Genomic DNA, 24,278 nt, shown 5'->3' on the forward strand with positions numbered 1-24,278 from the left:
CTTTTTGAAAGCCGGCACAAGGCCGAATAGGACCATTTCTCCCACCTGCTCGAGCAGTTGGAACGGGACGGTAAGGCCACCGACGCCGGCAGTTTCCCGAAGGACTACCGGCGCCTCTGCCAACACCTGGCACTGGCCCGGGAGCGTGGCTACAGCAGTTTCCTGATCGACTCCCTGCAGCAACAAGTGCTGCGCGGACACCAACAGCTTTACCGTCATCGCAGCCGTTTGGGCGCCAACGTGCTGGCATTCATCCTGGCCGACTTTCCGCGACTGGTGCGCGAACAGTGGCGTTTCGTCCTCGCCGCCAGCCTGATGTTCTTTGGCAGCCTGGCCGGTTTCGCACTGCTGGTGTACCTGTACCCGGACCTGGTCTACAACCTGATCCCCGCCGAGCAGGTCAGTGAAATGCAAAGCATGTACGACCCCGTTGCCGGCCACCTCGGGCGCACGGTGGAACGAGCCGCCAGTGAGGACTGGGCGATGTTCGGCTACTACATCATGCACAACATCGGCATTGCCTTTCAGACCTTTGCCAGCGGTTTTCTGTTCGGCCTGGGCAGCGTGTTTTTCCTGATCTTCAACGGCCTGATGATCGGTGCAGTGGCCGGGCACCTGACCTATGTCGGCTACGGGCAAACCTTCTGGTCATTCGTGATCGGCCATGGTGCTTTCGAACTCAGCGCCATCGCCCTGGCCGGTGCCGCAGGCTTGAAGCTGGGATGGGCGTTGGTCGCCCCGGGGCGCCTGCCACGCGCCGAGGCCTTGCGATTGGCGGCGCGCAAGAGCGTGCTGCTGATCTGCGGGGTCATGCTGTTTCTGTTGATCGCGGCGTTTATCGAAGCCTATTGGTCGTCAATGACCGGCCCGTCGCACCAGACCAAGTACCTGGTTGGCGCGGCGCTCTGGTTGCTGGTGGTGGTTTATCTCGTGTTTGCCGGACGTCGCCGCCATGCGCCTGAGTGACGCCACGGTGGTGATTCGCCCGCGCTCGACCTGGGAAGCCATGGACCTCGGGGTGCTCCTGAGCCAACGCCACCGACGCCTGTTGGTGACCAGTTGGGCCTTGGTCACCTTGCCGGTTTTCGCGCTGCTCAGCTGGGGATTCTGGGATTCGCCGTCTCTCGCCGTGTTCATTTTCTGGTGGTTGAAGCCGGCGTTCGAACGCCTGCCCTTATACATCCTGTCCCAGGCCATGTTCGGTGAAACGCCCACGCTCAAGCAGGCACTGCACCAATGGCCACGCCTGCTCAAACCGCAATTGCTGGCCAGCCTGACCTGGCGACGTCTGAGTTTGCCCCGCAGCTTCGTGATGCCGGTGGTGCAACTCGAAGGACTGGACGGGCAGCAACGGCAACAGCGTCTACAGGTGCTGTTGCAGCGAAACGCTGGCGCCGCACGCTGGCTGACGATCATCGGCGCGCACCTGGAAGGCGCGTTGTGGATCGGCTTGATGGTGTTGTTCTATCTGCTGCTGCCACAACAGGTCGCGCTCGACTGGAGCTGGCAGTCGCTGATCTCGGCGGTCAACCAGGACTGGCGCTGGCTGGAACACCTGACCAATGCCTTTTATGCACTGGTGCTGGTGGTCTGGGAACCGATCTATGTCGCCTGCGGTTTCAGTCTGTACCTGAACCGACGCACCGTGCTGGAGGCCTGGGATATCGAACTGGTGTTCCGCCGAATGCGCCAGCGTCTGGTCAGTGCAAGCGCTGTCCTGTTGATCGCCGTGATTGTGCTGATGCCGAGCACTCACAGCGCATGGGCCACCGAACCGGCCCTCTCACCCGACAGCCCGCGCCTGCTGGACCAGCCCCTGACCAGCCAGACCTCCAGGGATAGCATCAAGACAATCCTCGAACAGCCGCCCTTCAAGAATCGGGAATCGGTCACGCGCTACCGCTTTGGCGAAGACCAACCGAGTGCCGAAGCTACGGACGACGGCAAGACACCGCAATGGTTGAAGGCGCTGTTGAAGCTGTTCGAGGGGCAACGCTTCGGGGCATTGGCGACGCTGATTGAAGTCGGGCTGTGGGGCATCGTCATTGGCGCCGTCGGCCTGTTGATCTGGCATTATCGCGACTGGTTGCAGGCGTTCGTCAGCCGCCGACCGATCCCCGTCAACAAAGCCACGGGACCGTTACCGCAGCAGGCATTCGGCCTGGACCTCAAGCCCGAGTCCCTGCCCGCCGACATCGCCGCCCACGCCGAAAGCCTCTGGCAGACCCATCCGCGCGAAGCGCTCGGCTTGCTCTATCGCGCCCTGCTCAGCCGCCTGCTGCACGACTTCAACATCGCGCTCAAAGTCGCCGACACCGAAGGCCAGGTGCTTCGGCGTGTCGAACTACTGCAGCAACCGGCCTTGCTGGCCTACAGCCAAAACCTGACCGGGCACTGGCAAAACATGGCCTACGGACATCGCCTGCCACCCGCTCAGGTGCAGCAGGAACTGTGTAACGGCTGGCGCGTTCTGTTCGGCCCGGAGGCTGTCCGTTGAGTCAGCGCTGGGGCTCAATAGCCGGTGCATTGGTTGCCGTGTTGCTGGCTGCGCTGAGCGTTTATCTGTACCTCAAGGCTACCCCCTACCAGACCGAAATCGACCACGGTCCCTCCCCCGAAGCCAATGCCAACCCTTATCTGGCGGCGGAGCTTTTCCTGCGTAAACAAGGCCAGAACGTCGACCATGCCAATGGCCTCGACATCCTGCCCAGCCTCGACCCGCGCCAACGCAGCCTGCTGTTGCTCGGGGACCGCTACAACATGACCCCACGGCAGATCGACCAGCTGATGAATTGGACCCGGGCCGGCGGGCGGCTTCTGTTCGTCGCCGAGTCGCTGTGGAATGAAAAACTCGGCCAAAGCAATGACCTGCTGCTCGATCGGGTGCAACTGCACCAGTCCCTGAGCAAAGACCTCAAGGACCCGCCGCCGAATGTCGGCGAAGATCCGTACCCGCAACTGACCAAGCTCTATCTGGAAAACGAAGATGCCCCGGCCTACGCCGGTTTCGATACCGCGTTCCATCTCGAAGACCCGAAAAACCTCGCCCTGGCCTGGGCCAACAGCGCCAGGGCCACGCACATGATGCAGCTCAAGCACGGGCAGGGTTCGATCATCGTGGTCACCGATGCCGACTTGTGGAAAACCTCGGCCATCGACCGGTACGACAACGCCTGGTTGCTCTGGTACCTCACCGCCGATACCCGCGTGACCCTGATCTTCAACACCGATCACGACAGCCTGCCGACTTTGCTGCTGCGATATTTCCCCCAGGCGCTGGTCGCGTTGTTCGCCTTGATCGGCCTGGGTTTCTGGCACTTTGGCGTGCGTCAGGGTCCGCTGCTGGAACCGGCACCGAAAGCGCGCCGGCAATTGCAGGAGCACCTGTGCGCCAGTGCCGACTTCCTGTTGCGCCGCAACGGTCAGGCCGGCCTGTTGCAAGCCTTGCAGCAAGACATCCTGCGGCGCGTGCGGCGTCGCCATCCCGGCTTTGAACAACTCGGCATTGCCGAACAATGGCTGGTGCTCGCGCGCCTGACCGGCCAACCCACACGTGCTATCAGCCAGGCCATGAGTCCGCGACCGAAGCAACGGCTTTCCAGCGTTGAATTCAGCCGTCAGGTCGCCCACCTGCAATCCTTGAGGAACGCCCTATGAGTCAACCGATCGAGCCCGACGTACCGAGCCACACCGCTCAACAACGTCAGCGTGCCGGCCATCTGGCCCAGGCCGTACGCAAAGAACTGCAAAAAGCAGTGATTGGCCAGGACCGCGTGATCGACGACGTCCTGACCGCGCTGATCGCCGGCGGCCACGTGTTGCTCGAAGGCGTACCGGGTTTGGGCAAGACCCTGTTGGTGCGCGCCCTCGCCCGCTGTTTCGGCGGTGAGTTCGCGCGAATCCAGTTCACCCCGGACCTGATGCCTAGCGACGTCACCGGGCATGCGGTGTATGACTTGCAGACCGAGCAGTTCAAGCTGCGCAAGGGGCCGTTGTTCACCAACCTGCTACTGGCCGACGAGATCAACCGTGCCCCGGCGAAAACCCAGGCCGCACTGCTCGAAGCCATGCAGGAACGACAAGTCACCCTCGAAGGCCAGCCATTGCCGATTGCGCAACCGTTCATGGTGCTCGCCACGCAAAACCCGATCGAACAGGAAGGCACTTACCCCTTGCCGGAAGCTGAACTGGACCGCTTCATGCTCAAAGTGCGCATGGACTACCCCGACGCCGAGCAAGAGCTGAACATGGTGCGTCAGGTCAGCCGCTCGACCCGGGCCGACATGCTCGACGTTCAACCGATGCGCACGTTGTTGCAGGCCAGGGATGTACTGGCCCTGCAACGCATTGCCAGCGACCTGGCGCTGGACGATCAGGTGCTCGATTACGCCGTGCGCCTGGCCCGCTCCACCCGCAGCTGGCCCGGCTTGATTCTCGGCGCCGGCCCACGCGCGTCCATCGCGCTGGTGCGATGTGCCCGGGCCCGCGCACTGTTGCGTGGTGGTGAGTTCGTGATTCCGGATGACATCAAGGGTTGCGCCCTGGCCGTGCTGCGCCATCGTGTGCGCATCGCGCCGGAGCTGGACATCGAGGGCCTGGATGTCGATCAGGTACTCCAGCAGATGCTCGACCAAGTGCCGGCACCGCGCCTGTGAAACCCTCGCGCCTGATGCTCGCCTGGCTGTTGATCCTGCTGGCCTGCGGAATTGTGTCGGGTACTTTGCGGGCATTGGAATTCGCGGTTCCGGCGAATCTCATGGCGATCAACTGGGGATTGCTCCTGGCGCTGCTGGTTCTGGCCATCCTCGATGCCATTCGCCTCAAGCGCTTGCCTTCGCCCCGGCTGAAACGCCAGTTGCCCGGCAGCCTGGCGCTGGGTCGATGGAGCGAGGTGCAACTGACAGTCGAACACGACTTCGCCCAACCACTGAACGTACAAGTCTTCGACCATGTGCCACCTGGCCTGAGCTTCGAAAACCTGCCACTGACGGTCGAGCTGCAACCCGGCCGGCACAGCCTGGTCGGTTATCGCCTGCGCCCGCTCAAGCGCGGCCACTTCAGCTTCAAACGCTGCGAAATCGACCTGCCAAGCCCCTTGGGGCTCTGGTCGGATAGACGCTTGCTCGACCTGCCCGATGCCACCCGCGTCTACCCCGATTTCGCCCGTTTGTATGGAGGGCAGTTGCTGGCGGTGGACAACTGGCTCAGCCAGCTTGGCGTACGTCAGAAACAACGACGGGGCCTGGGCCTGGAATTCCATCAATTGCGCGAATTTCGTGAGGGCGACAGTCTGCGCCAGATCGACTGGAAAGCCACCGCCCGCCAACGTACCCCGATTGCCCGGGAGTATCAGGATGAACGCGATCAGCAGATCATCTTCATGCTCGACTGCGGCCGGCACATGCGCAGCCAGGATGATGAACTGTCGCACTTCGATCACGCCCTCAATGCCTGTCTGTTGCTCAGCTACGTCGCGCTACGTCAGGGCGACGCGGTGGGCCTGAGTACCTTTGCCAGCGAACAACCGCGCGACCTTGCGCCGGTAAAAGGCATCAGCCATCTCAACACACTGCTCAACAGCGTTTATGACTTGAACAGCAGCCAACGCAGCGCCGACTATCAAACCGCGGCAACGCAACTGCTGGCACGGCAAAAACGCCGGGCACTGGTAGTGCTGGTAACCAATCTGCGCGAAGAGGACGACGATGAGTTGCTCTCGGCGGTCAAGCGCCTGAGCCAGCAGCATCAGGTGCTGGTCGCGAGCCTGCGCGAAGACGTGCTCGACACCTTGCGTCAGTCACCGGTACAGACCTTGCCCGAGGCTCTGGCGTATTGCGGGACCGTGGACTACCTCAATGCACGCGCCGAACTCCATGAGCGCTTGAATGCTCATGGAGTGTTGGTGATGGATGCGCGGCCCGGTGAGTTGGGGGCAGAGTTGGTGACTCGGTACCTGGGCTGGAAAAGAACTGGACTCTGAGCCTGAGCAATCACTCACAGCCGGTTTTCCAGTGATCTCAAGCCGAAGCCGGCAACGGCAGAAAACTGAAATACTGCTTCAACGCCTCCACCAGTTGCCCATACTCCGGTGGCGCCCGTTGCAGGCTGAACCCGGTGTCGTAATGTTGGGGGGTCGCGTCTTCGTGACACCACAGGCAACAGGCCTGCAGGTCGATGATCCGCTGGCCACCTTCGCTGGCGGGAATTTTCAGACGCAGGTTGAAGTCCGCGCCGATCATCATCGGCAGCTGGCTGATCAGCATCAGCCCGTCTTCGGAGACATTGCCCAGGTAGCCGATGGGTTTGCCGGTGATGCCGTTGAACACTTTCAGGAAGTACGGCAGTTGATGCCGCTCGATTCGGCGGTCAGTGAACATGTGCAATTTCGCTATGCAAGGCTCTTAAGCAGAGCCGCACTACTGCTTCGGAACGGGTATGCATTTTGTCGTTGCCCGCTCTCCCCGCTTCCGGTGCGCCAGTCCTTGTAGCGCAGAGTCTTGCTTGTGCCGGTCACAGGTGTTGCCCCGGTTCATCAGAGGCAACGCTCTAAAACCGGTTCATTGGACTATAGCTCAGCACCGCCGGTGAGCCAGCGATTGGAGGGTTATCGCCATCAGAACTGCGTCGGTTTAGCGGCCGCTGCACGGCGCGTCGGGTAGTGGCCCAGGCTCTGCAGGGTTTCAATGCGGGCACGGGCGCGGTAGGCATATTCGCTCTGTGGATAAGACGCCATGATGAACTGATAGGTCTGGGCCGCGTCGATAAACATCTTCTGTCGCTCCAGGCACAGGCCGCGCATCATCGACACTTCTGGCCACACGTAAGGCCGCGCGCGGCTGTCGCGTTCGACCTTGGACAGCTCGAGCATCACCTGCTCGCAATTGCCCCGGTCATAGGCGCTGTAGGCATTGTTCAAATGATGGTTCATCGACCAACGGGTGCAGCCCGTGACGCTGAGAGCGCTGATAGCAAGGGCGGCAATGAGCACGAATCGCATGGGGGATCTCCTGTCTTGAACCCTGTATCGACCCGTGGTCGGAAATCTTCAGGCTGCGAGATGCAAAGTTGTCGGGTTCAATCAAGGCACTGCGGACCGTTGTTGTAGGAGCGAGCCTGCTCGCGATGGACGTCAACGATTATGCGTACTTTCTGAGTAACCGCGTCGTCCTTGAGCTCTTCGCGAGCAGGCTCGCTCCTACAGAGGACAGGGCAACATCTGGTTCTTCCTTAAAACCAAGCTCTTCACGAAAAAGTAGTGCAAACGAACAATGACTACACCTTCGGAGCATAGTAGCCTCACTCAGCGCTTGAACTCAGGAGTCTTTGCATGTCCGTCCGTCGTACCAAAATCGTCGCCACCCTTGGCCCGGCCAGTAACTCGCCGGAAGTTCTCGAACAGCTGATTCTGGCTGGCCTGGACGTCGCCCGCCTGAACTTCTCCCACGGCACTCCCGACGAGCACAAGGCTCGCGCGAAGCTGGTCCGTGACCTCGCTGCCAAGCACGGTCGCTTCGTCGCCCTGCTGGGTGACCTGCAAGGCCCGAAAATCCGTATCGCCAAATTCGCCAACAAGAAGATCGAGCTGAAGATCGGTGATCAATTCACCTTCTCCACCAGCCATCCTCTGACCGAAGGCAACCAGCAAGTGGTCGGCATCGACTACCCGGACCTGGTCAAGGACTGTGGCGTGGGCGACGAGCTGCTGCTCGACGACGGTCGCGTGGTGATGCGCGTCGATACCGCCACCGCCACCGAACTGAACTGCACCGTGACCATCGGCGGCCCGCTGTCCGACCATAAAGGCATCAACCGTCGCGGTGGCGGCCTGACCGCTCCGGCCCTGACTGAAAAAGACAAGGCCGACATCAAGCTCGCCGCGGAAATGGAAGTCGACTACCTCGCGGTCTCCTTTCCCCGTGACGCCGCCGACATGGAATACGCCCGTCAACTGCGCGACGAGGCCGGCGGCACTGCCTGGCTGGTGGCGAAGATCGAACGCGCCGAAGCCGTGGCCGACGACGAAACCCTCGACGGCCTGATCAAGGCGTCCGACGCGGTGATGGTTGCCCGTGGTGACCTGGGTGTGGAAATCGGCGACGCCGAGCTGGTGGGCATCCAGAAGAAGATCATTCTGCACGCACGCCGCCACAACAAGGCGGTAATCGTCGCGACCCAGATGATGGAGTCGATGATCCAGAACCCGATGCCAACCCGCGCTGAAGTGTCCGACGTGGCCAACGCCGTGCTCGACTACACCGACGCCGTGATGCTTTCGGCCGAAAGTGCCGCTGGCCTGTACCCGCTGGAAGCCGTTCAGGCCATGGCGCGCATCTGCATCGGTGCCGAAAAGCACCCGACCAGCAAGACCTCCAGCCACCGCATCGGCAAAGAGTTCGAGCGCTGCGACGAAAGCATCGCACTGGCGACCATGTACACCGCCAACCACTTCCCGGGCGTGAAAGCGATCATCGCCCTGACCGAAAGTGGCTACACCCCGCTGATCATGTCGCGCATCCGCTCCTCGGTGCCGATCTACGCGTTCACCCCACACCGCGAAGCCCAGGCTCGCGCGGCGATGTTCCGTGGCGTGTACACCATCCCGTTCGACCCGGCTTCGCTGGCGCCGAACGAAGTCAGCCAGAAGGCGATCGACGAGCTGGTCAAGCGCGGCGTAGTACAGAAAGGCGACTGGGTCATCCTGACCAAGGGCGACAGCTACCACACCACTGGCGGCACCAACGGCATGAAGATCCTGCACGTTGGCGACCCGATGGTCTGAGTGACCGGTTGTTCGAAAAACAAAAGCCCCGCCATGTGAATGGCGGGGCTTTTTGGTTTTTGGCACGTATACACATTTTTCCCGACAGAGATCTACTTCAAAAAACTTCGCACTTCTACAAGACTCAGGATTTGTGTCTTTTTTGCCAGCATTGAAAAAGGATCTTCCATTTGCTTCCCAAGATATCGCCTTTCCGAGTACGTAATCGGCTCGAAAGCCTCGCCAATCGCAGCATTTGTCTTATACAACTTACTTCCCAAGACGGCAGCTTCAAGCTGCGTCCAATCTGATTTTCTTTTCCGAATGTCCTCCAGCCCTACATCTAGAAAGACAATGCTCCCCTTACTCCCTGTTTCCGCGAACCAATCCAGTCCCATTTTTGAAGTCTGGCGCATAAACCAGCCAGCGACTGCAGTGTACGCCGCTGCTGGGTTACCACCTCCTGGTGAAAAAAAACCCTCCGGGTCCGCTTGCAGTCGCCCTGTCATATTGTGAATGTCAATTGAGGACATTGGCACTTTCGAATTTTTTTTCCAAAACTCTTCAGACGACTTTCCTCTCACCTGAAGACGTTCAATTTTTTGGACAATATTCAATGAAGAGATATGCTTTTTGAGATAGTCCGACCAGCTTTGAAGCATAACCTTCGCATCGTTGACAGTACCTTGGTAATAGCGTGATTCGGCTACGAAATCCTTGGCACGGTTGTCCTCCACAACAATCCCATTGCCGATACGCGTCATTACGCCCAGATAATCCATTTCGACGCCAACGCCAAAGATGCCTAATTCATTGTTGAGCATATCGATGGTAATCACGCTCTGATCCGGCTTTGCCTGACCAAAACGAGGAAGTACTCGGCTACGCACTTCATCAAAACCATACATCAAATTAACAGGGGGTGAAAGCCCATTAGTATCGTTCAAGGTAAGCGGATTATTTCTAACAAATCGATAAAAATTCAGCCCATCAATACTTCCCCCTGGGTCCGGATTGATCCAACGCTGTAACCAAGGCGCATAATAGCGAAAACCATAATAGTAAAGTCCACTGGCATCACGCTCCTTGCCTGAATAGCGAACAGTCTTATAACTCGCCTCAGCACTTCCGTTATCCACCCACCAGGCCGTTCCGCCATAAGGCAGAAAACGCTCCTGACTTATCACCTCCGCAGCCTGACTCATTTCCAGCGTACTTGAGCCCAAATGATCTCGCAGGCTGTAACACCAATGCTCCTTCTCCATTCCGGAGGGTGGTTCCGAGTCCCACAGCATGACGCGGGTGTTACATAGCCCACCTTCGGACTGGACGATTTGATAAGCCTTGCCGGTATTGGAGTCCGTATGAAACTCGACGCCTGGGAGATAACGAACCTCCCTAACTACGCTCCCGGACCTGCTTAGGCGAGTAGTGGACTTGCGCAGACGCTGCCCTTGGCTGTCATAGCCATACACTTCGCTATCGTTCTCACCATCTAGTCTTGAGATCGGCGTAACACGGTGCAGTTGATTTCGGCCATCCCACTCCAAGTCCTGTCCACGCAATAACACCCGACTGTTGCCATTGGGGTCAAAACCGGCGGTAATTTCTGGTTCACCGGGGACTTCATTGTCGTAGACAGGGAGGCTGCGATTGCTGTGAATCGCAGTAACCAAGTGCCGGGTGTACTGATTGCCACCGGCATGCACCAATGTATGCAAATTGCCAGCTTCATCATATTGATAGTCCTCACGATAATTGGCGACTTGGGCCGGATCTCTTGCCGCAGATGAAAACGCCAATGGAAAGTCCGGGGTATGGATGGCTTCGAACCCCGTACTCCAAATCAGTTGACTGAGCGAGTCATAACTATACGTACAGTGGCGCTCAACTCGCTGGTTACGAAAGTAGACCGGCCCCGCAGCTTCATCATCGACTTCAACAACATTGCCTACCGGATCGTATTCATAGCGCAAGCTTTGCAAGGGGCGTTGAGCGCTTGCAGTGCAAAGCAGATGAATCAAGCGCCCGTTACTGTCGTCGTATCGAGCCGTGGTAATGACACCATTACCTGACACCTCGCGCTCTATCTGGTCATCCACGTTGTATCCAATGAATTGGGCAACTGGCTTTTCAACAGCCCCATTGATCTGCAAATACGTTTGTTTCAAATTCCCCGCCAGATCATAGAAATTGCGTTGAATATTTTGACGGGCATCTATCTGTTGAAGCCTTTCGCTTAGTGCACTCAATTGCCACCGGGTTTTGAATGCTTGCGGCTCTAGCAGTCTCTCTCGCTCGCTTTCTTCCAGCGGCCAGTCCGGGGGCAACAAAGAATGAGTAAAGCGCCGTGTCTGCACGATGGGTAGTCCCGACAACCCGAAATCAGTCGTCATGACACTGCCGACAGGATCCTCATGACGAATGAGACGTCCGCATTGATTGCGATAGGCAGTCCCGCTATCGGGTAGACCGTAACTCAAGCGCTCGAGCACTACCAATGGTTGCTCCGGCATCTTTTCTGCCAAGGTGACGAGCCTGCTCAGCCTGTCATGGGTTTGCTGGCGAAAATGCCCTCGACTATCCCAGGAGCACATTGATTCACCGGCTTCGTTGAACAGCGTCAAGCGCCACCCGGAGTCAACGCTGGTCGAAAAAAGCGTGGCGGCGGACAAACTAAAACAACTCGTAAGATTATCCGGAACCATCGGATCCAAGTCCGCCAACTGGCCGAGCCGGGCATCCATGGCCGCCCACAACCGACCCTGCAAATCATACTTCTGATGAGAGATTCTGGCTTGAGCAGGCGCAACAGCTTGGTCGCGGTAGTACTGAATGGTTCGCACGGCTAATCCGCGAGAGTCCATTGCAGTCACACTTGGAGTGAATGTATGAGTTGAGGCTCGCGTGGTATTCAGCATCAGCGATTTATCCAGAACCGAGGGCGGAGAAGGATCAACACCAAGCTCGTAATGCTTTAGTGCCCTAAGTGACATGGGACAGCTACTGTCAGAGTTGACAGTTTTGCGGAACCGGCAGGTATGAAAATCCTGCACGTTGGCGATCCGATGGTCTGAGTGACCGGTTGTTCGAAAAACAAAAGCCCCGCCATGTGAATGGCGGGGCTTTTTGCTTTCTGATCCGATAGTTGTGTTGTCCAGGCTGGCCTCATCGCGAGCAGGCTCGCTCCCACAGGGGACTTGCGGTGATCCTATAATTTGCTGAAAACGCCGGCCATTGTGGGAGCGAGCCTGCTCACGATGGGGCCGGCCCAGTCAGCGAAGACTCAGTGTCGTTTGATAAACCCCGTCAACGCCGCCAGCGCCTCCGGCGAACGCACCCGCTGGGTAAACAACACCCCCTCCTCTTCAATCACCTTGCGCAACAACTCCCGGTCCGGGGCCCTCATCAATTGCTTGCTGATGCGCACCGCTTCCGGCGGCAGCGACTCGAAGCGCAGCGCCATCTCCCGCGCCCTGGCCAAGGCTTCTTCGCCACTGCCCAGCGCTTCGGACGCAATGCCCCACGCTGCAGCCTGTTCACCATTGAAACCCTCACCGAGCAGCAACAACTCCGCCGCCTTGGCCTGCCCAAGCAAGCGCGGCAGGATCAGGCTGGAGCCGAACTCCGGGCATAGGCCAAGATTGACGAACGGCATGCGCAAGCGGGCATCGCGGGCCACGTAGACCAGATCGCAATGCAGCAACATCGTCGTGCCAATGCCCACCGCCGCTCCGGCCACGGCGGCGATCACCGGTTTGCGGCATTCGAGCAGGTTGAGCATGAACTGGAATACCGGGCTGTCGAGGCCGCTCGGCGGTTGCTGGATGAAATCGGCGATGTCGTTGCCGGCGGTGAAGCATTCGGCAGAGCCGGTGATCAGCACGGCGTTGATCCCGGGGTCGCTGTCGGTCTGTTTCAACGCCTCGGCCAGGTCGCTGTACATGGCGCGGGTCAGGGCGTTTTTCTTGTTCGGGCGATTCAGGCGCAGGGTCAACAGGCCGCGTTCGCGTTCAATTTGGATGGCATCGGTCATGGCAGGTCTCGCGTCTGAAAAGTCAGCGCTCAACCACGGGGCAGGAACACATCGGCCAGCAGTTGATTGCGCGGCAATCCCGCCAGATACAGGCGCCGGGCAAAGGCGTCGACACTGTCGGGGGCTCCGCAGAGTAAAGCCAGGGTTTGCCGCGAAACAAGCCGCAGTTGCGCCAAAGCCGCTGGCAACTCGGCCGGGGTCCACAGTTCGACACTCAGGTTCGAGCGACTGGCGGCCATGGCTTGCAAAGGTTTGGCCAGATAGTGCTCATCGGCGTCATGGGCCAGGTGAATGACGCGGATGGCCCCTTGGTGATCCTGTCGCAGCGCTTCTCGCAATACACCAAACAAGGGCCCCAACCCGGTGCCGGCCGCCATCAACCACAACGGCCGGGCGTGCCAGTCAGGGTCGTAATGCAAGGCACCGCCGCGCAGTTCACCGAGACGGATCGGATCGCCGATGCGCAATTGCCTGGCGGCATCGCTGAATTCCCCGGGCTTGCGGCAATCGAGATGAAACTCCAGAAAACGGTCTTCTTGCGGCAGGCTGGCGAGAGAATACGGCCGCGCCACGCTGCCCGCCCACAACACCAGGTGCTGACCGGCGCCATAGCGCAACGGTCGCTGGGGGATTACGCGTAGACGCAGGACCGTGGCGCTCAACCAATCGACGGCAGCGACTTCGGCCGGTCGGCCATCGGTTTGCGGGTCGAAGGCGTGCACCTGCAAGTCCTCGACCACCTGGCACTGGCACGCCAGGCGCCAGCCTTGTTCACGCTGCTGTGCACTCAGGGCATCGGGACGGCTGTCGCTCGGCAGGCCCCGTACACACTGCACCAGGCACGCATGGCAACTGCCGGCGCGGCAACTGTAAGGCACTGGCACGCCGTTCTGGTTCAGCGCGTCGAGCAGATTGCTGCCCGCCGCCACCGACCAGTGGCGCTCGCCGACCCGCAGCTCAGGCATTGACGTTCTCCCACGCTGCCGCACAGCGGTTGCGGCCGTCACGTTTGGCGCGATAAAGCGCCTGATCGGCCTGTTGCAGGGCGTCATCGAGGTCGTCGCCCCGTTCCAGCAGGGTCATGCCGGCGGACAGACTAAGGTTGCGCACATTCAGACCAATCAGCTCGACATCGGTGAACGCGATGCGCAGCCGTTCGCAGCACGAAGTCAGGCTGTCGGCATCGCAATCGGGCAGCAGCACCACGAACTCTTCGCCGCCGTAGCGGGCCAGAACATCACCGTCGCGCAGGCACGCGCTGGCAACGCCGGCAAAGGCTTGCAGCACCTGATCGCCAGCGGCATGACCGTGCAGGTCGTTGATGCGCTTGAAATGGTCAAGGTCGATCAGTGCCAGGCCATGCACGACACCGGCGTCCATGGCGTTCAACTCGCGTGATGCCAGGCGCAGAAAATGCCGGCGATTGAACAGCCCCGTGAGCTCGTCAGTGGCCACCTGGTCTTCGAGCTGGCGCATCATCCCGCGCAACGTGTCCTGGTGCGCCTGCAAGGCAAAACGCCGCTGGCGCATACGCTGTCGCGAGGCCTGGACATAGCGGGCATACAGCACCAGCCACACCAGCACGATGAACAGCACGCAGACCTGCAACACCGCCATGGCCGGGTCAGGCAACTGGAAGTGGTAGCCCTCCCACAGCGTGATCGCACTGAAACTGAAAAACACCAGCAGCGCGCATCGTACTAAAGACCGGCGTGACAGATGGAACAGGCCGAACAGCAGGATCAGCACGTAAAACACCAGAAACGCGCCCCGGGCTTCGTCCAGATGGGCGATCAGCCAGGTTTGCCAGCCCAGCCCCAGCAACACTTGCGCCTCGGTCAGGCTGGGGTCGGCGAAACGCAGGTTGTAGCCGCTGTAGAACACCGCGAACAGGGTGGCCTGGCTGACCACCACCAACGAGCTGCCGATGGCGATATTGGAAAGCGGTGCATCATAGTGACCGGTAAAAAACGCCAGCCACAGCAACAGCAATGCCAGGGCATAGGTACCGGCCGCGAGGGCGAAACGTTTGAGCAACAGGCGCTGGATGGCGTTATGGGTCAATCGTTGACTCACCAAATGAAAGGAGACTGACAGAGCGTCCTACTCTACAGACCGTATGTCACTTTAGTGGCGAGACCGATAAATGACCATTCAATTTTCGGGATCGCCCTATGCGACCAACGATTGACTGCCGGCGGGTGTGCCTGTCCGCGAGGCGCGGTATACTGCCGCGCCTTTTTAGCGTCGCGCCAGCTTGCCCGGCGTGCCTTGAAAGGTGCTTGCAACCGACCGATGCACCCAAGCTGCAAGCACCTTATTGAATGTTCCCGTCTTTTAGAGGAGCGCGACTCATGACCGTGATCAAGCAAGACGACCTGATTCAGAGCGTTGCCGACGCCCTGCAGTTCATTTCCTACTACCACCCCGTGGATTTCATCCAGGCGATGCACGAAGCCTACCTGCGCGAAGAATCGCCAGCGGCCCGCGACTCGATGGCACAGATCCTGATCAACTCGCGCATGTGCGCCACCGGCCATCGTCCGATCTGCCAGGACACCGGCATCGTGACCGTGTTTGTCCGCGTGGGCATGGACGTGCGTTGGGATGGCGCCACCATGAGCGTGGACGACATGATCAACGAGGGCGTTCGTCGCGCCTACAACCTGCCGGAAAACGTCCTGCGCGCTTCGATCCTCGCCGACCCGGCGGGCGCCCGCAAGAACACCAAGGACAACACCCCAGCAGTCATCCACTACTCCATCGTTCCGGGTAACACCGTGGAAGTGGACGTGGCGGCCAAGGGCGGCGGTTCCGAGAACAAGTCGAAGATGGCCATGCTCAATCCGTCCGACTCGATCGTCGACTGGGTGCTGAAAACCGTCCCGGAAATGGGCGCCGGCTGGTGCCCACCAGGCATGCTCGGCATCGGCATCGGCGGCACCGCCGAGAAAGCTGCCGTCATGGCCAAGGAAGTGTTGATGGAATCCATCGACATTCACGAACTGAAGGCCCGCGGCCCACAGAACCGCATCGAAGAAATGCGCCTGGAGCTGTTCGAGAAGGTCAACCAACTGGGCATCGGTGCCCAGGGCCTCGGCGGCCTGACCACCGTGCTCGACGTGAAGATCATGGACTACCCGACCCACGCAGCCTCGCTGCCGGTGTGCATGATCCCGAACTGCGCCGCCACCCGTCACACGCACTTCGTGCTCGACGGTTCCGGTCCGGTTGCCCAGGAAGCGCCACCTTTGGACGCCTACCCGGAAATCGTCTGGGAAGCCGGCCCGTCGGCCCGTCGTGTCAACCTCGACACCCTGACCCCAGAAGAAGTGCAGAGCTGGAAGCCGGGCGAGACCGTCCTGCTCAACGGCAAGATGCTCACCGGTCGCGATGCTGCGCACAAGCGCATGGTCGAGATGCTGAACAAGGGCGAAACCCTGCCGGTGGACCTCAAGGGTCGCTTCATCTACTACGTGGGTCCGGTTGATCCGGTACGCGAAGAAGTGGTTGGCCCGGCAGGTCCTACCACCGCGACGCGGATGGACAAGTTCACCCGTCAGATCCTCGAGCAGACTGGCCTGCTGGGCATGATCGGCAAGTCCGAGCGCGGCCCGACCGCGATCGAAGCGATCAAGGACCACAAAGCCGTTTACCTGATGGCAGTCGGCGGCGCGGCTTACCTGGTGGCGCAAGCGATCAAGAAATCCCGCGTGGTAGCTTTCGCCGAACTGGGTATGGAAGCGATCTACGAGTTCGACGTGAAAGACATGCCGGTGACCGTTGCGGTCGACAGCAAGGGTGAGTCGGTACACATCACCGGCCCTGCCATCTGGCAGAAAAAGATCAGTGAAAGCCTGGCGGTGGAAGTGCAGTAAGCACTCACATCGCACAGTAAGAACCGGTCTGCAGGCAATGGCAGACCGGTTTTTTTACGCCTGATAAAAAGTAATCGAAGGCAGGGAAAAACGTACGGTTTGTTCTAAAAATCTCTGGCTGACCTGTCAGATTTGACAGGTTACAGCTAACAGTGTCGCTGATAGCTTGAACGCACTCGATGCATTCTCTGTCACGGCGGACACTTCCATGGCGTATGAACAGCAGGCCCCCCTCGAAATCAACGCTCCCGCGCTGCCCAAAGGCGGCGGCGCCATCCAGAGCATCGGCAAAGGCTGGGGCGGTGTGGGCACCACCGGTGCAGCATCACTGGAGTTGCCGCTGCCGATCAGCAAGGCACCCAACCGCGACCTGGTCCCGGCCCTGAGCCTGGGCTACAGCAGCGATGTCGGCAACAGCCCATTCGGCATCGGCTGGCGCCTGACCACCAATGCGATCACCCTGCGCACCACCAAAGGCGTGCCGAAATACGACGGCAATGATCAAGTGGTCGGCCCTGGCGGTGACGTGTGGATGCCCGAGAAGAGTGACGACGGCAAGCTGATCTCAAAAACGGTGTCCGAATACAACGGCGTTCAGATCGGCATGCACCATGTCGTGCGCTACTGGCCGCGAGTCGAGGGCGCTTTCGATTTGATCGAGCACTGGACCGAAGAGGCCGATGCCGACAATCCGGCAGGCTTCTGGCTGATCCACGGTGCCGACGGCAGCCTGCACTGCTACGGTAAAACCGAGGCTTCACGCCGGGCCGATCCGCAAGACAAAACCCACGTTGGTGTATGGCTGATCGATGAAAGCCTAAACCTGCGCGGTGAACATGTGGTGTACCTGTACCAGGCGGAAGTCGAAGCGCCGGCCGCTCCACAGTTCCGCGACTACCGCAGCCAGCGTTACCTGCGTCGGGTCTTGTACGCAAATGCCCAGGCCAACGCCAACCTGTATGCATGGAAAGCCGATGGCTGGAAAGACGTGGCCTGGCATTTCCACCTGCTGTTCGATTACGGCGAACGTAGAGCCGACCTGACGCAAGTGCCGGTTTACGACCTGCCTGGCATAGAGCGCGGCGAGTGGGGCGCACCGCGCAAGGATCCCTTCTGGAATTACGCCTACGGGTTTGAATTGGGTTCCCGGCGCCTGTGCCGTCAGGTCCTGATGTTTCATCAGTTCGCTGAAGAACTGGGCAACGAACCGGTGCTGATCCAGCGCCTGCTGCTCGAACACCGCCAGAGTCCGCTGGGCTACAACCATCTGACCGCCGCACACATCCAGGCGTATGACAATCAGGGGCAGATGGAAAGTCGCCCACCCATGGAGTTTTTCTACAACCCGTTTGAGCTCGACCCGGAGCGCAAGGGTTACCGCGAGTTTCCGCAGATGCCCGGCCTCGATGACGGCCAGCGCTATCACCTGGTGGACTTGTATGGCGAAAGCATGCCCGGCGTGCTGTTGCGCAGTGACAAGGCCTGGTACTACCGCGAACCACTGCGCGCCGACAGTGGCGGCAACGATGTGAGTTATGGCGACTGGGCGCTCTTGCCCGGCATTCCGGTGGCCGACAGCAGCAAACCGATTCGCCAGTCCCTCAGCGACCTGACCGGCGACGGCAAGCTCGACTGGGTGATCGCCCGCCCCGGCCTGTCCGGATTCTTCACCCTCAATCCTGACCGAACCTGGTCGAACTTCGTGGCCTATGCTGCGTTTCCCACGGAGTTTTTTCATCCCATGGCGCAGTTGGCGGATCTGGTGGGCGACGGTCTGACTGATCTGGCGTTGATCGGCCCGCGTAGCGTGCGGCTGTATTCAAGCCGGCGTGCAGTCGGGTTCAGCCAAGGGGCCAACATCCCTCACGACGACGACTCGCTGCCCCTGTTGAGCAGTACCCAGACCGAACTGGTGGCTTTCAGCGATCCACTGGGCAGCGCGACACAACACTTGATCCGCATCCGCCACAACGAAGTCAAATGCTGGCCGAATCTGGGGCATGGAAAATTCGGCAAAGGTTTCGTCCTGTGCGAGCTGAATTTCAAATATACCGAGTTCGATTCGTCGCGGGTGCGGCTGGCGGACCTGGACGGCTCGGGCGCGGTTGACCTGATCTACCTGGAGTCCGACGGTTTCCGGGTATACATGAACCACGGCGGCGAAGGCTTCGAAGAGGACTATGTGAAAATGCCATGGCCGCAAGGCGTGCGTTACGACCGCTTCTGCCAGGTGAGCATCGCCGACTTGCAAGGGTTGGGCTGCTCCAGCCTGATCCTGACCGTCCCCCACATGCAGCCCCGACACTGGCGCTATGATTTCGTCAGCGCCAAACCGTATCTGGTGAATGCCAGCCACAACAACATGGGCGCCGTGACAGGGGTGAGTTACCGTAGTTCGGCCCAGGAATGGCTGGACGAAAAAGCCGAGCTGATCGCGGCCGGTAAAGCCCCGGTTTCGCACCTGCCGTTCGCCATGCACCTGGTCAGCCAGCAGACCCAACTCGATGAAATCACCGGCAATCGACTGACCCAGGGCTTTACCTATCGCCAGGGTTTTTACGACAGTTTCGAACGTGAGTTCCGGGGCTTCGGCCTGTTGCTGCAAACCGATACCGAAGCTTCGGCGGCGGAGCGTTCGAACCCGGGCTTCACCGCGCCGATTCTCAGCAAGACCTGGTTCCATACGGGTAGATCGCTGCACATGCGGGACCCGGCTTACTACAGCGGTGATAAAAAAGCCCAGCAATTGAATGGTCACTTACTGCAGGAATACCATCTCAGTGACGCGGCCGGTCGCTTGATCGTTCCCGATGAAAATCTCGTCCGCGAGATGGCCCGCACGCTGAGCGGGTCGGTGCTGCGTTCAGAGATTTCCGCCGCCGACGATAATCCGCAAACAGCGGTACCGTACACCGTGCAAGAGAACCGTTTTCTGATCCGCGAGCTCAGGCCAAAAGGCGAACACCATCCGTACGCCGTCCTACAACTTCTGCCCCTGGAAAGCATCGCTTATCAATACGAAAAAGCACTGGCCGACGACCCGCTGGTCCAGCACACGATCAACCTGGAGTGGGACAAATTCGGCAGCCTGACTCACAGTTTTATCGTGCACTACGCTCGGCGTAATACCGACGAGAGTCCGCCGCCGTTTGTCGTCGACGGCCCCGGCGAAGACAGCGACGAGTTCTACGAAAACAGGTGGTGGCTGCATGCACACGACCCGGCACAACAGAATTGGTACCTGACCCAGAGCAAGGCTGAACATCGTCATCTGGAAGACAAACAGGGCTGGCGCCTGGGCCTGCCCTATCGCCAGCGCACAAATGCACTGGTCCTGGAAAAGGGCGAGCTCGCGCCGATGATGATCAACTACGAAAACGTTCTTGAATTCAGCAAGGACGATGGGGAATGGGATCTCAGGTCGATACTCACCGGTCTGGTCCTGCAGCGTTATCAAAACCCGGCCACCGGGGAATTGCTGGACCCGAACCAACTGATCTTCAACGCCCTGCCCGACTATCAGGAAATCGCCGAGCTGGATGCCACCGCCCTGAGTGCCTACGACAAGCTCAAGGACGAAAATGGCAACATGCCGTTCAACCTCAAGGAGAAACTCGAATCACCTGAAGTCGGTTACCGCATCATGAAGCTGTTCCTGCCAGACGCTCCTGCGGGCGAACCCGATGACCCGACCGATGCCAAGAACTACCTGTGGTCCGTGCGCAAAAGCTTCCCCACTTACTACGGCCTGGCAGGTTTCTATAACGTCGAAAAGTTCCAGCAGACCAAGAGCCACGGCATCACCACGGTCGCCTATGACAAGCACTGGTGCCTGAGCACCGCCGTCACCCTGCCGGATGGCTGCACGACACGGATTCTCGATGTCGACTACCGATCGTTCCTGCCCGCAGGCATCATCGACCCCAATCAAAACACCCAGGAGGCTCGCTACAACGCGTTTGGCGAAGTGCGGGTGACCAGCTTCTACGGCACGGAACGGGGCATCGAGGTCGGCTTCGATCCACTCAGCGGTTACCAGCCACCGGAAGATTGCACGCCGGCAGGCGCTATCGCCGACAAGAACAAAGCCATCGGCAACTACGCCACGGCCACCTTCTCTGCGCCCTTCAGCTGGATGGGCAAAATTCCCCCGATAGAACCCACTCAATGGCTGCGCTGGGCCCGCAACGAAGGTTTTGTATTGCCTGACGGCCATATCTGCAGCCGGGCTCGAGTACATCTAGAGGGCTTGCAAGAACTTTCCGGGGACGAGTTGCGACTAAAGCGATACATCGAGAATGCTCAACGCGAACCCGTGCATGTCGTCACCTTGCAGGCCGACCGCTACCCCCGCGACCCGGAGTTGCAAATCCGCGCGGCCATCGCCTGCTGGGACGGCTTCGGCCGCTCCCTGCAAACCAAGCAGGAGGTCGAACCTGGCCTGGCCTGGTGGTTGAATGAAAAAGGCGAACTTACACTCGACAAATACGGCCGTCCCAAGGAAGCACAGGCAGAGCGGCGCTGGCGAGTCAGCGAACGGGTCGAATACAACAACAAAGGCGAGAAGGTGCGCATCTATCGTCCCTACTTCGCCAATGTCTACCGCTACATCAACGACGCCTCGATCCGCGAATCGTGGTACCACGACCAGCAGTTCTACGACGCCGCCGGCCGGCCGACACACACCGTGCTGGCGAAAAAAATGCTGCAGGGCAATCCCCCGGAAGAGAAGCCATTGCGTCGGGAACAACGCTATCGCTGCTGGTACACCATTGCGTTCGATGAGAATGACTTGTTTGATCCGCCGCAAAAACACAAAAAGTCCATATGGACACTTCATTGAACTCAAACCTCCATCGCCATACGCCGGTGCTGGCTGCAATAGACAGTCGTGGCCTGGCGGTACGGCAAGTGGCTTATCTTCGCGCGGCGGTGTCTGACAACCCCGCTGCGCGAATCTCCACCCGGCAACATGATGCTGCCGGGCGGTTGGTGGCTGAGCGCGATCCACGGTTTTGTTCCGCAACAACCCGGCCGAACCAGATTGCGCTTTACAGCCTGTCGGGCGCGGCACTGATGACGGACAGCGTCGATGCGGGATGGCGCCTGGCCCTGACGGGGGAAACCGGACAAGTACTCGAACACTGGGATGGGCGAGGCAGCCATTGGCAGAACGAATACGACGAACTGCGCCGGCCAATCGCTCTCCATGAGTACGCCTTGGACATGGACTTACGCACCGTCGAGCGCCTGACGTATGCCGACAATTCGCCTGAATTCGCCGAGCGTAACCAGTGCGGCAGTTTGATCCGTCATGACGATTCGGCTGGTACGCTGTGGCTCAAACAAGTCGCCCTGAATGGAGGATTGATCCGCCAGACCCGGCGTTTCCTGCCCGATCAGGCGAACCAGTCAGCCAACTGGCCGCCGACCGAGGCTGATCGCGACCCGTTGCTGCAACCCGGCGAAGGCTACACCAGCGAAAATCGACTCGGTCCTTCAGGTGAAGTGCTGGAACAGATCGATGCCGGAGGCCATTTACGACAATTCAGCTTCGACCGCGCCGGGCAACTGCAACGCATCGACCTGACGCTCAAAGGCCAGGCATCACAGCCGTTGCTCAAGGCTGCCGACTACGATGCCGCAGGACAATTGCTCACTCAAATTGCCGGCAACAACGTCACCAGCGTTGCCAGCTACCAACCTGCAAACGGCCGACTGGAACGCCTGACTGCGACCAAGTCGACACACCAACGATTGCAGGAGATGAGTTACGAGTACGACCCGGTCGGCAACATCCTCCGGCTCATGGATCACACACAAGCGGACAGCTATTTCGACAATCAGCGCGTAGCTGCCGAGAGTACCTATACCTACGACAGCCTCTACCAACTGACCAGCGCCAAGGGTCGTGAAACAGCGGGTGCGGGCCAAACCCCGGGATTACCGGAACTGAACATCCCCAGCCCCATCGACCCCGCCCGTTTGCTCAACTACACCGAACATTACGAATACGACGCTGGCGGCAATCGGACCTTGTTGCGCCATGAAAGTGATAAAAATCCGTTCAGTCGCCAGATGTACGTCGACCCACAAAGCAACCGCGCCTTGCCATGGAACGAGGGTGAAGATGTTCCTGACTTCAGCCGTCACTTCGATGCAAACGGCAACTTGCAATACCTGGTGGCAGGCGCCCAACCGATGACCTGGGATCCGCGCAATCAGTTGCAAAGTGTCATCAATGTCCAGCGCTCCAACGGGGTCAATGACGGGGAATGGTATCGCTATAGCGCTGCCGGAGAGCGGGTCGTCAAGTTCAGCAGCCGTCAGGCCCGCGCTGTGACCCATCAAGATGTTGTCCACTATCTCCCAGGTCTGGAAGTACGCACCACTGGCGACGGCAAAGTATTGCAGGTCATTGACGTCCAACTGGCCCGCGGCAGCGTGCGGTGCCTGCATTGGGTCAAGGGCCCGCCGGACGATATCAATAACGATCAAGTGCGCTACAGCATTGATGATCACCTGGGTTCCAGTTGCCTGGAGCTGGATCAACTGGCCGCCGTCATCAGTCACGAGGGTTACTACCCCTATGGTGGCACGGCCTGGTGGGCTGCTCGCTCGAAGGTCGATGCCGACTACAAAACCATTCGGTATTCGGGGAAGGAGCGGGATGCCAGTGGGCTTTATTACTATGGCGCCCGGTATTACGCGGGATGGCTGGGGCGGTGGATAAATCCGGATCCGATTGGCTCGATTAACGGTCTGAACCTGTATCGGTTCTGTGGAAACAACCCAATCTGCAGAATCGATCCTGATGGGCGTATGTGGCAGCCATACGATGATGAGGTTCTGGAGGATTTTTTGATGATCGAATCTGACGTGAGAGCAACGTATGGCCTGCCACCGATTGACTTACAGCCCTCAGAGCAAGACGGTGATGAATCAATGGACTATCAAGACTCGCCCGAAAGCAATCGCTCACAGAGTGAGTCTGGTTCAGACGATGAAAACAGCCCTGCCAGTCCACCTGCGCCAACCGATGATCAGAATACGCTCCTCGAAATCCTGAATGCAGACCCCTATCAACCCGCCCATTTCTGGAACGGTGCGAACCTGCTCGAAAGAACCGATTTTGGTGGCAAGGTCTACCGTGCGGACCTACGTAGCCCTGAAGAGGTAATACGGGATGGCTTCAACGCTTCAAAGGAGTTCACTGCGGTTAACAAAATGGTCAGTGGGGATGCCTTGATTGTCGCAGAGACACTCGATGGGGCAATGTTTTATGCAGTCCAAGCGGGCCGTCCATACTATTTTTATGAGATCGATGCCACTGACGTGGGTGGCGTTTCCCTACTTGAAAACCTGGTACTGAATAATCCGAGAATGCTCGAACATCTCAATGCAGATCCTGGTGACAGCCCGTCTGAACAGACCCGGCTGGCCAACAGAATGCATGAAGCACACTTGAACAACGATGATCTGAACAACTCCAAGAACTCGGTAGTTTCGTTGGGGAATCTGACAAATGAACTGAAACGAATAAGACAATACATGATTGGTTGAAAGTTCAGGGTATTCACCAGGGCGCAGCGAGATGAGATCTGGC

General features: G+C 59.3%; 15 protein-coding genes. 9 read left to right on the forward strand and 6 right to left on the reverse strand.

Features of this window, described 5'->3' with window-relative positions:
* The first annotated feature begins 45 nt into the window (after positions 1 to 45).
* From AC3IT9_RS23225 to AC3IT9_RS23245, 5 genes are read left to right on the forward strand one after another with little or no spacing between them, the layout of a single operon-like run.
* The gene (locus AC3IT9_RS23225) at positions 46 to 966 is read left to right on the forward strand and encodes a stage II sporulation protein M (protein ID WP_489273537.1); all 921 of its coding nucleotides are present in this window, start codon (positions 46 to 48) and stop codon (positions 964 to 966) included.
* Complete coding sequence (locus tag AC3IT9_RS23230) at positions 953 to 2,497, forward strand: DUF4129 domain-containing protein (RefSeq protein WP_489271117.1); 1,545 nt, start codon at positions 953 to 955, stop codon at positions 2,495 to 2,497. The genes AC3IT9_RS23225 and AC3IT9_RS23230 overlap by 14 nt, the downstream gene beginning before the upstream one ends.
* Positions 2,494 to 3,657 carry a DUF4350 domain-containing protein gene (locus tag AC3IT9_RS23235; RefSeq protein ID WP_489271118.1) on the forward strand — a complete coding sequence of 388 codons (1,164 nt, stop codon included), beginning with the start codon at positions 2,494 to 2,496 and terminating at the stop codon, positions 3,655 to 3,657. The genes AC3IT9_RS23230 and AC3IT9_RS23235 overlap by 4 nt, the downstream gene beginning before the upstream one ends.
* Complete coding sequence (locus AC3IT9_RS23240) at positions 3,654 to 4,655, forward strand: AAA family ATPase (RefSeq protein WP_150726733.1); 1,002 nt, start codon at positions 3,654 to 3,656, stop codon at positions 4,653 to 4,655. The genes AC3IT9_RS23235 and AC3IT9_RS23240 overlap by 4 nt, the downstream gene beginning before the upstream one ends.
* Positions 4,652 to 5,980 (forward strand): DUF58 domain-containing protein, encoded by a 1,329-nt coding sequence (locus tag AC3IT9_RS23245; protein WP_489271120.1) that lies wholly within the window; start codon positions 4,652 to 4,654, stop codon positions 5,978 to 5,980. Before AC3IT9_RS23240 ends, AC3IT9_RS23245 begins: the two co-directional genes overlap by 4 nt.
* A 37-nt stretch (positions 5,981 to 6,017) precedes the next feature.
* Here the strand turns inward: AC3IT9_RS23245 and AC3IT9_RS23250 are convergent, their stop codons facing one another.
* Positions 6,018 to 6,377: a PilZ domain-containing protein gene (locus AC3IT9_RS23250; protein ID WP_423502255.1), complete on the reverse strand. Its 360-nt coding sequence runs from the start codon at positions 6,375 to 6,377 to the stop codon at positions 6,018 to 6,020.
* A gap of 236 nt (positions 6,378 to 6,613) precedes the next feature.
* The gene (locus tag AC3IT9_RS23255) at positions 6,614 to 6,997 is read right to left on the reverse strand and encodes a tetratricopeptide repeat protein (RefSeq protein WP_150754469.1); all 384 of its coding nucleotides are present in this window, start codon (positions 6,995 to 6,997) and stop codon (positions 6,614 to 6,616) included.
* A 330-nt stretch (positions 6,998 to 7,327) separates the two neighbouring features.
* Here AC3IT9_RS23255 and pyk point away from each other — a divergent pair, with 330 nt between their 5' ends.
* The gene (gene pyk, locus AC3IT9_RS23260; RefSeq protein WP_150726740.1) at positions 7,328 to 8,779 is read left to right on the forward strand and encodes a pyruvate kinase; all 1,452 of its coding nucleotides are present in this window, start codon (positions 7,328 to 7,330) and stop codon (positions 8,777 to 8,779) included.
* Between the two features lie 92 nt (positions 8,780 to 8,871).
* Here pyk and AC3IT9_RS23265 read toward each other — a convergent pair whose 3' ends face one another.
* From AC3IT9_RS23265 to AC3IT9_RS23280, 4 genes are all read right to left on the reverse strand, one after another.
* Positions 8,872 to 11,679, reverse strand: a complete 2,808-nt coding sequence (locus AC3IT9_RS23265) for an RHS repeat domain-containing protein (RefSeq protein ID WP_489271121.1) — start codon at positions 11,677 to 11,679, stop codon at positions 8,872 to 8,874.
* Positions 11,680 to 12,044: 365 nt separating this feature from the next.
* Positions 12,045 to 12,794 (reverse strand): enoyl-CoA hydratase-related protein, encoded by a 750-nt coding sequence (locus AC3IT9_RS23270; RefSeq protein WP_489271122.1) that lies wholly within the window; start codon positions 12,792 to 12,794, stop codon positions 12,045 to 12,047.
* Between the two features lie 29 nt (positions 12,795 to 12,823).
* Positions 12,824 to 13,759: an iron-sulfur-binding ferredoxin reductase gene (locus AC3IT9_RS23275; protein ID WP_353741519.1), complete on the reverse strand. Its 936-nt coding sequence runs from the start codon at positions 13,757 to 13,759 to the stop codon at positions 12,824 to 12,826.
* Entirely contained in the window at positions 13,752 to 14,858 is a 1,107-nt protein-coding gene (locus AC3IT9_RS23280) for a GGDEF domain-containing protein (protein WP_150754472.1), read from the reverse strand. Before AC3IT9_RS23280 ends, AC3IT9_RS23275 begins: the two co-directional genes overlap by 8 nt.
* Positions 14,859 to 15,148: 290 nt before the next feature.
* On the opposite strand from AC3IT9_RS23280, the gene AC3IT9_RS23285 reads away from it, so the two are divergent.
* The 3 genes from AC3IT9_RS23285 (at position 15,149) to AC3IT9_RS23295 (ending at position 24,235) form a co-directional block, all read left to right on the forward strand.
* A complete protein-coding gene (locus tag AC3IT9_RS23285) occupies positions 15,149 to 16,672 on the forward strand; it encodes a fumarate hydratase (protein ID WP_046042171.1) in 1,524 nt (507 codons plus the stop codon).
* Positions 16,673 to 16,880: 208 nt separating this feature from the next.
* Positions 16,881 to 21,515 carry a SpvB/TcaC N-terminal domain-containing protein gene (locus AC3IT9_RS23290; protein ID WP_489271123.1) on the forward strand — a complete coding sequence of 1,545 codons (4,635 nt, stop codon included), beginning with the start codon at positions 16,881 to 16,883 and terminating at the stop codon, positions 21,513 to 21,515.
* Positions 21,500 to 24,235: an RHS repeat domain-containing protein gene (locus tag AC3IT9_RS23295; RefSeq protein WP_489271124.1), complete on the forward strand. Its 2,736-nt coding sequence runs from the start codon at positions 21,500 to 21,502 to the stop codon at positions 24,233 to 24,235. Before AC3IT9_RS23290 ends, AC3IT9_RS23295 begins: the two co-directional genes overlap by 16 nt.
* Positions 24,236 to 24,278 lie beyond the last annotated feature (43 nt).

This window comes from Pseudomonas sp. KH_046_1 (assembly GCF_057839025.1).

Coding starts and splice junctions, on each gene's coding strand:
- AC3IT9_RS23230 (WP_489271117.1), top strand. CDS start 953: ATGCGCCTGAGTGACGCCACGGTGGTGATTCGCCCGCGCTCGACCTGG.
- AC3IT9_RS23240 (WP_150726733.1), top strand. CDS start 3,654: ATGAGTCAACCGATCGAGCCCGACGTACCGAGCCACACCGCTCAACAA.
- AC3IT9_RS23250 (WP_423502255.1), bottom strand. CDS start 6,377: ATGTTCACTGACCGCCGAATCGAGCGGCATCAACTGCCGTACTTCCTG.
- AC3IT9_RS23255 (WP_150754469.1), bottom strand. CDS start 6,997: ATGCGATTCGTGCTCATTGCCGCCCTTGCTATCAGCGCTCTCAGCGTC.
- pyk (WP_150726740.1), top strand. CDS start 7,328: ATGTCCGTCCGTCGTACCAAAATCGTCGCCACCCTTGGCCCGGCCAGT.
- AC3IT9_RS23265 (WP_489271121.1), bottom strand. CDS start 11,679: ATGCTGAATACCACGCGAGCCTCAACTCATACATTCACTCCAAGTGTG.
- AC3IT9_RS23270 (WP_489271122.1), bottom strand. CDS start 12,794: ATGACCGATGCCATCCAAATTGAACGCGAACGCGGCCTGTTGACCCTG.
- AC3IT9_RS23275 (WP_353741519.1), bottom strand. CDS start 13,759: ATGCCTGAGCTGCGGGTCGGCGAGCGCCACTGGTCGGTGGCGGCGGGC.
- AC3IT9_RS23285 (WP_046042171.1), top strand. CDS start 15,149: ATGACCGTGATCAAGCAAGACGACCTGATTCAGAGCGTTGCCGACGCC.
- AC3IT9_RS23290 (WP_489271123.1), top strand. CDS start 16,881: ATGGCGTATGAACAGCAGGCCCCCCTCGAAATCAACGCTCCCGCGCTG.
- AC3IT9_RS23295 (WP_489271124.1), top strand. CDS start 21,500: ATGGACACTTCATTGAACTCAAACCTCCATCGCCATACGCCGGTGCTG.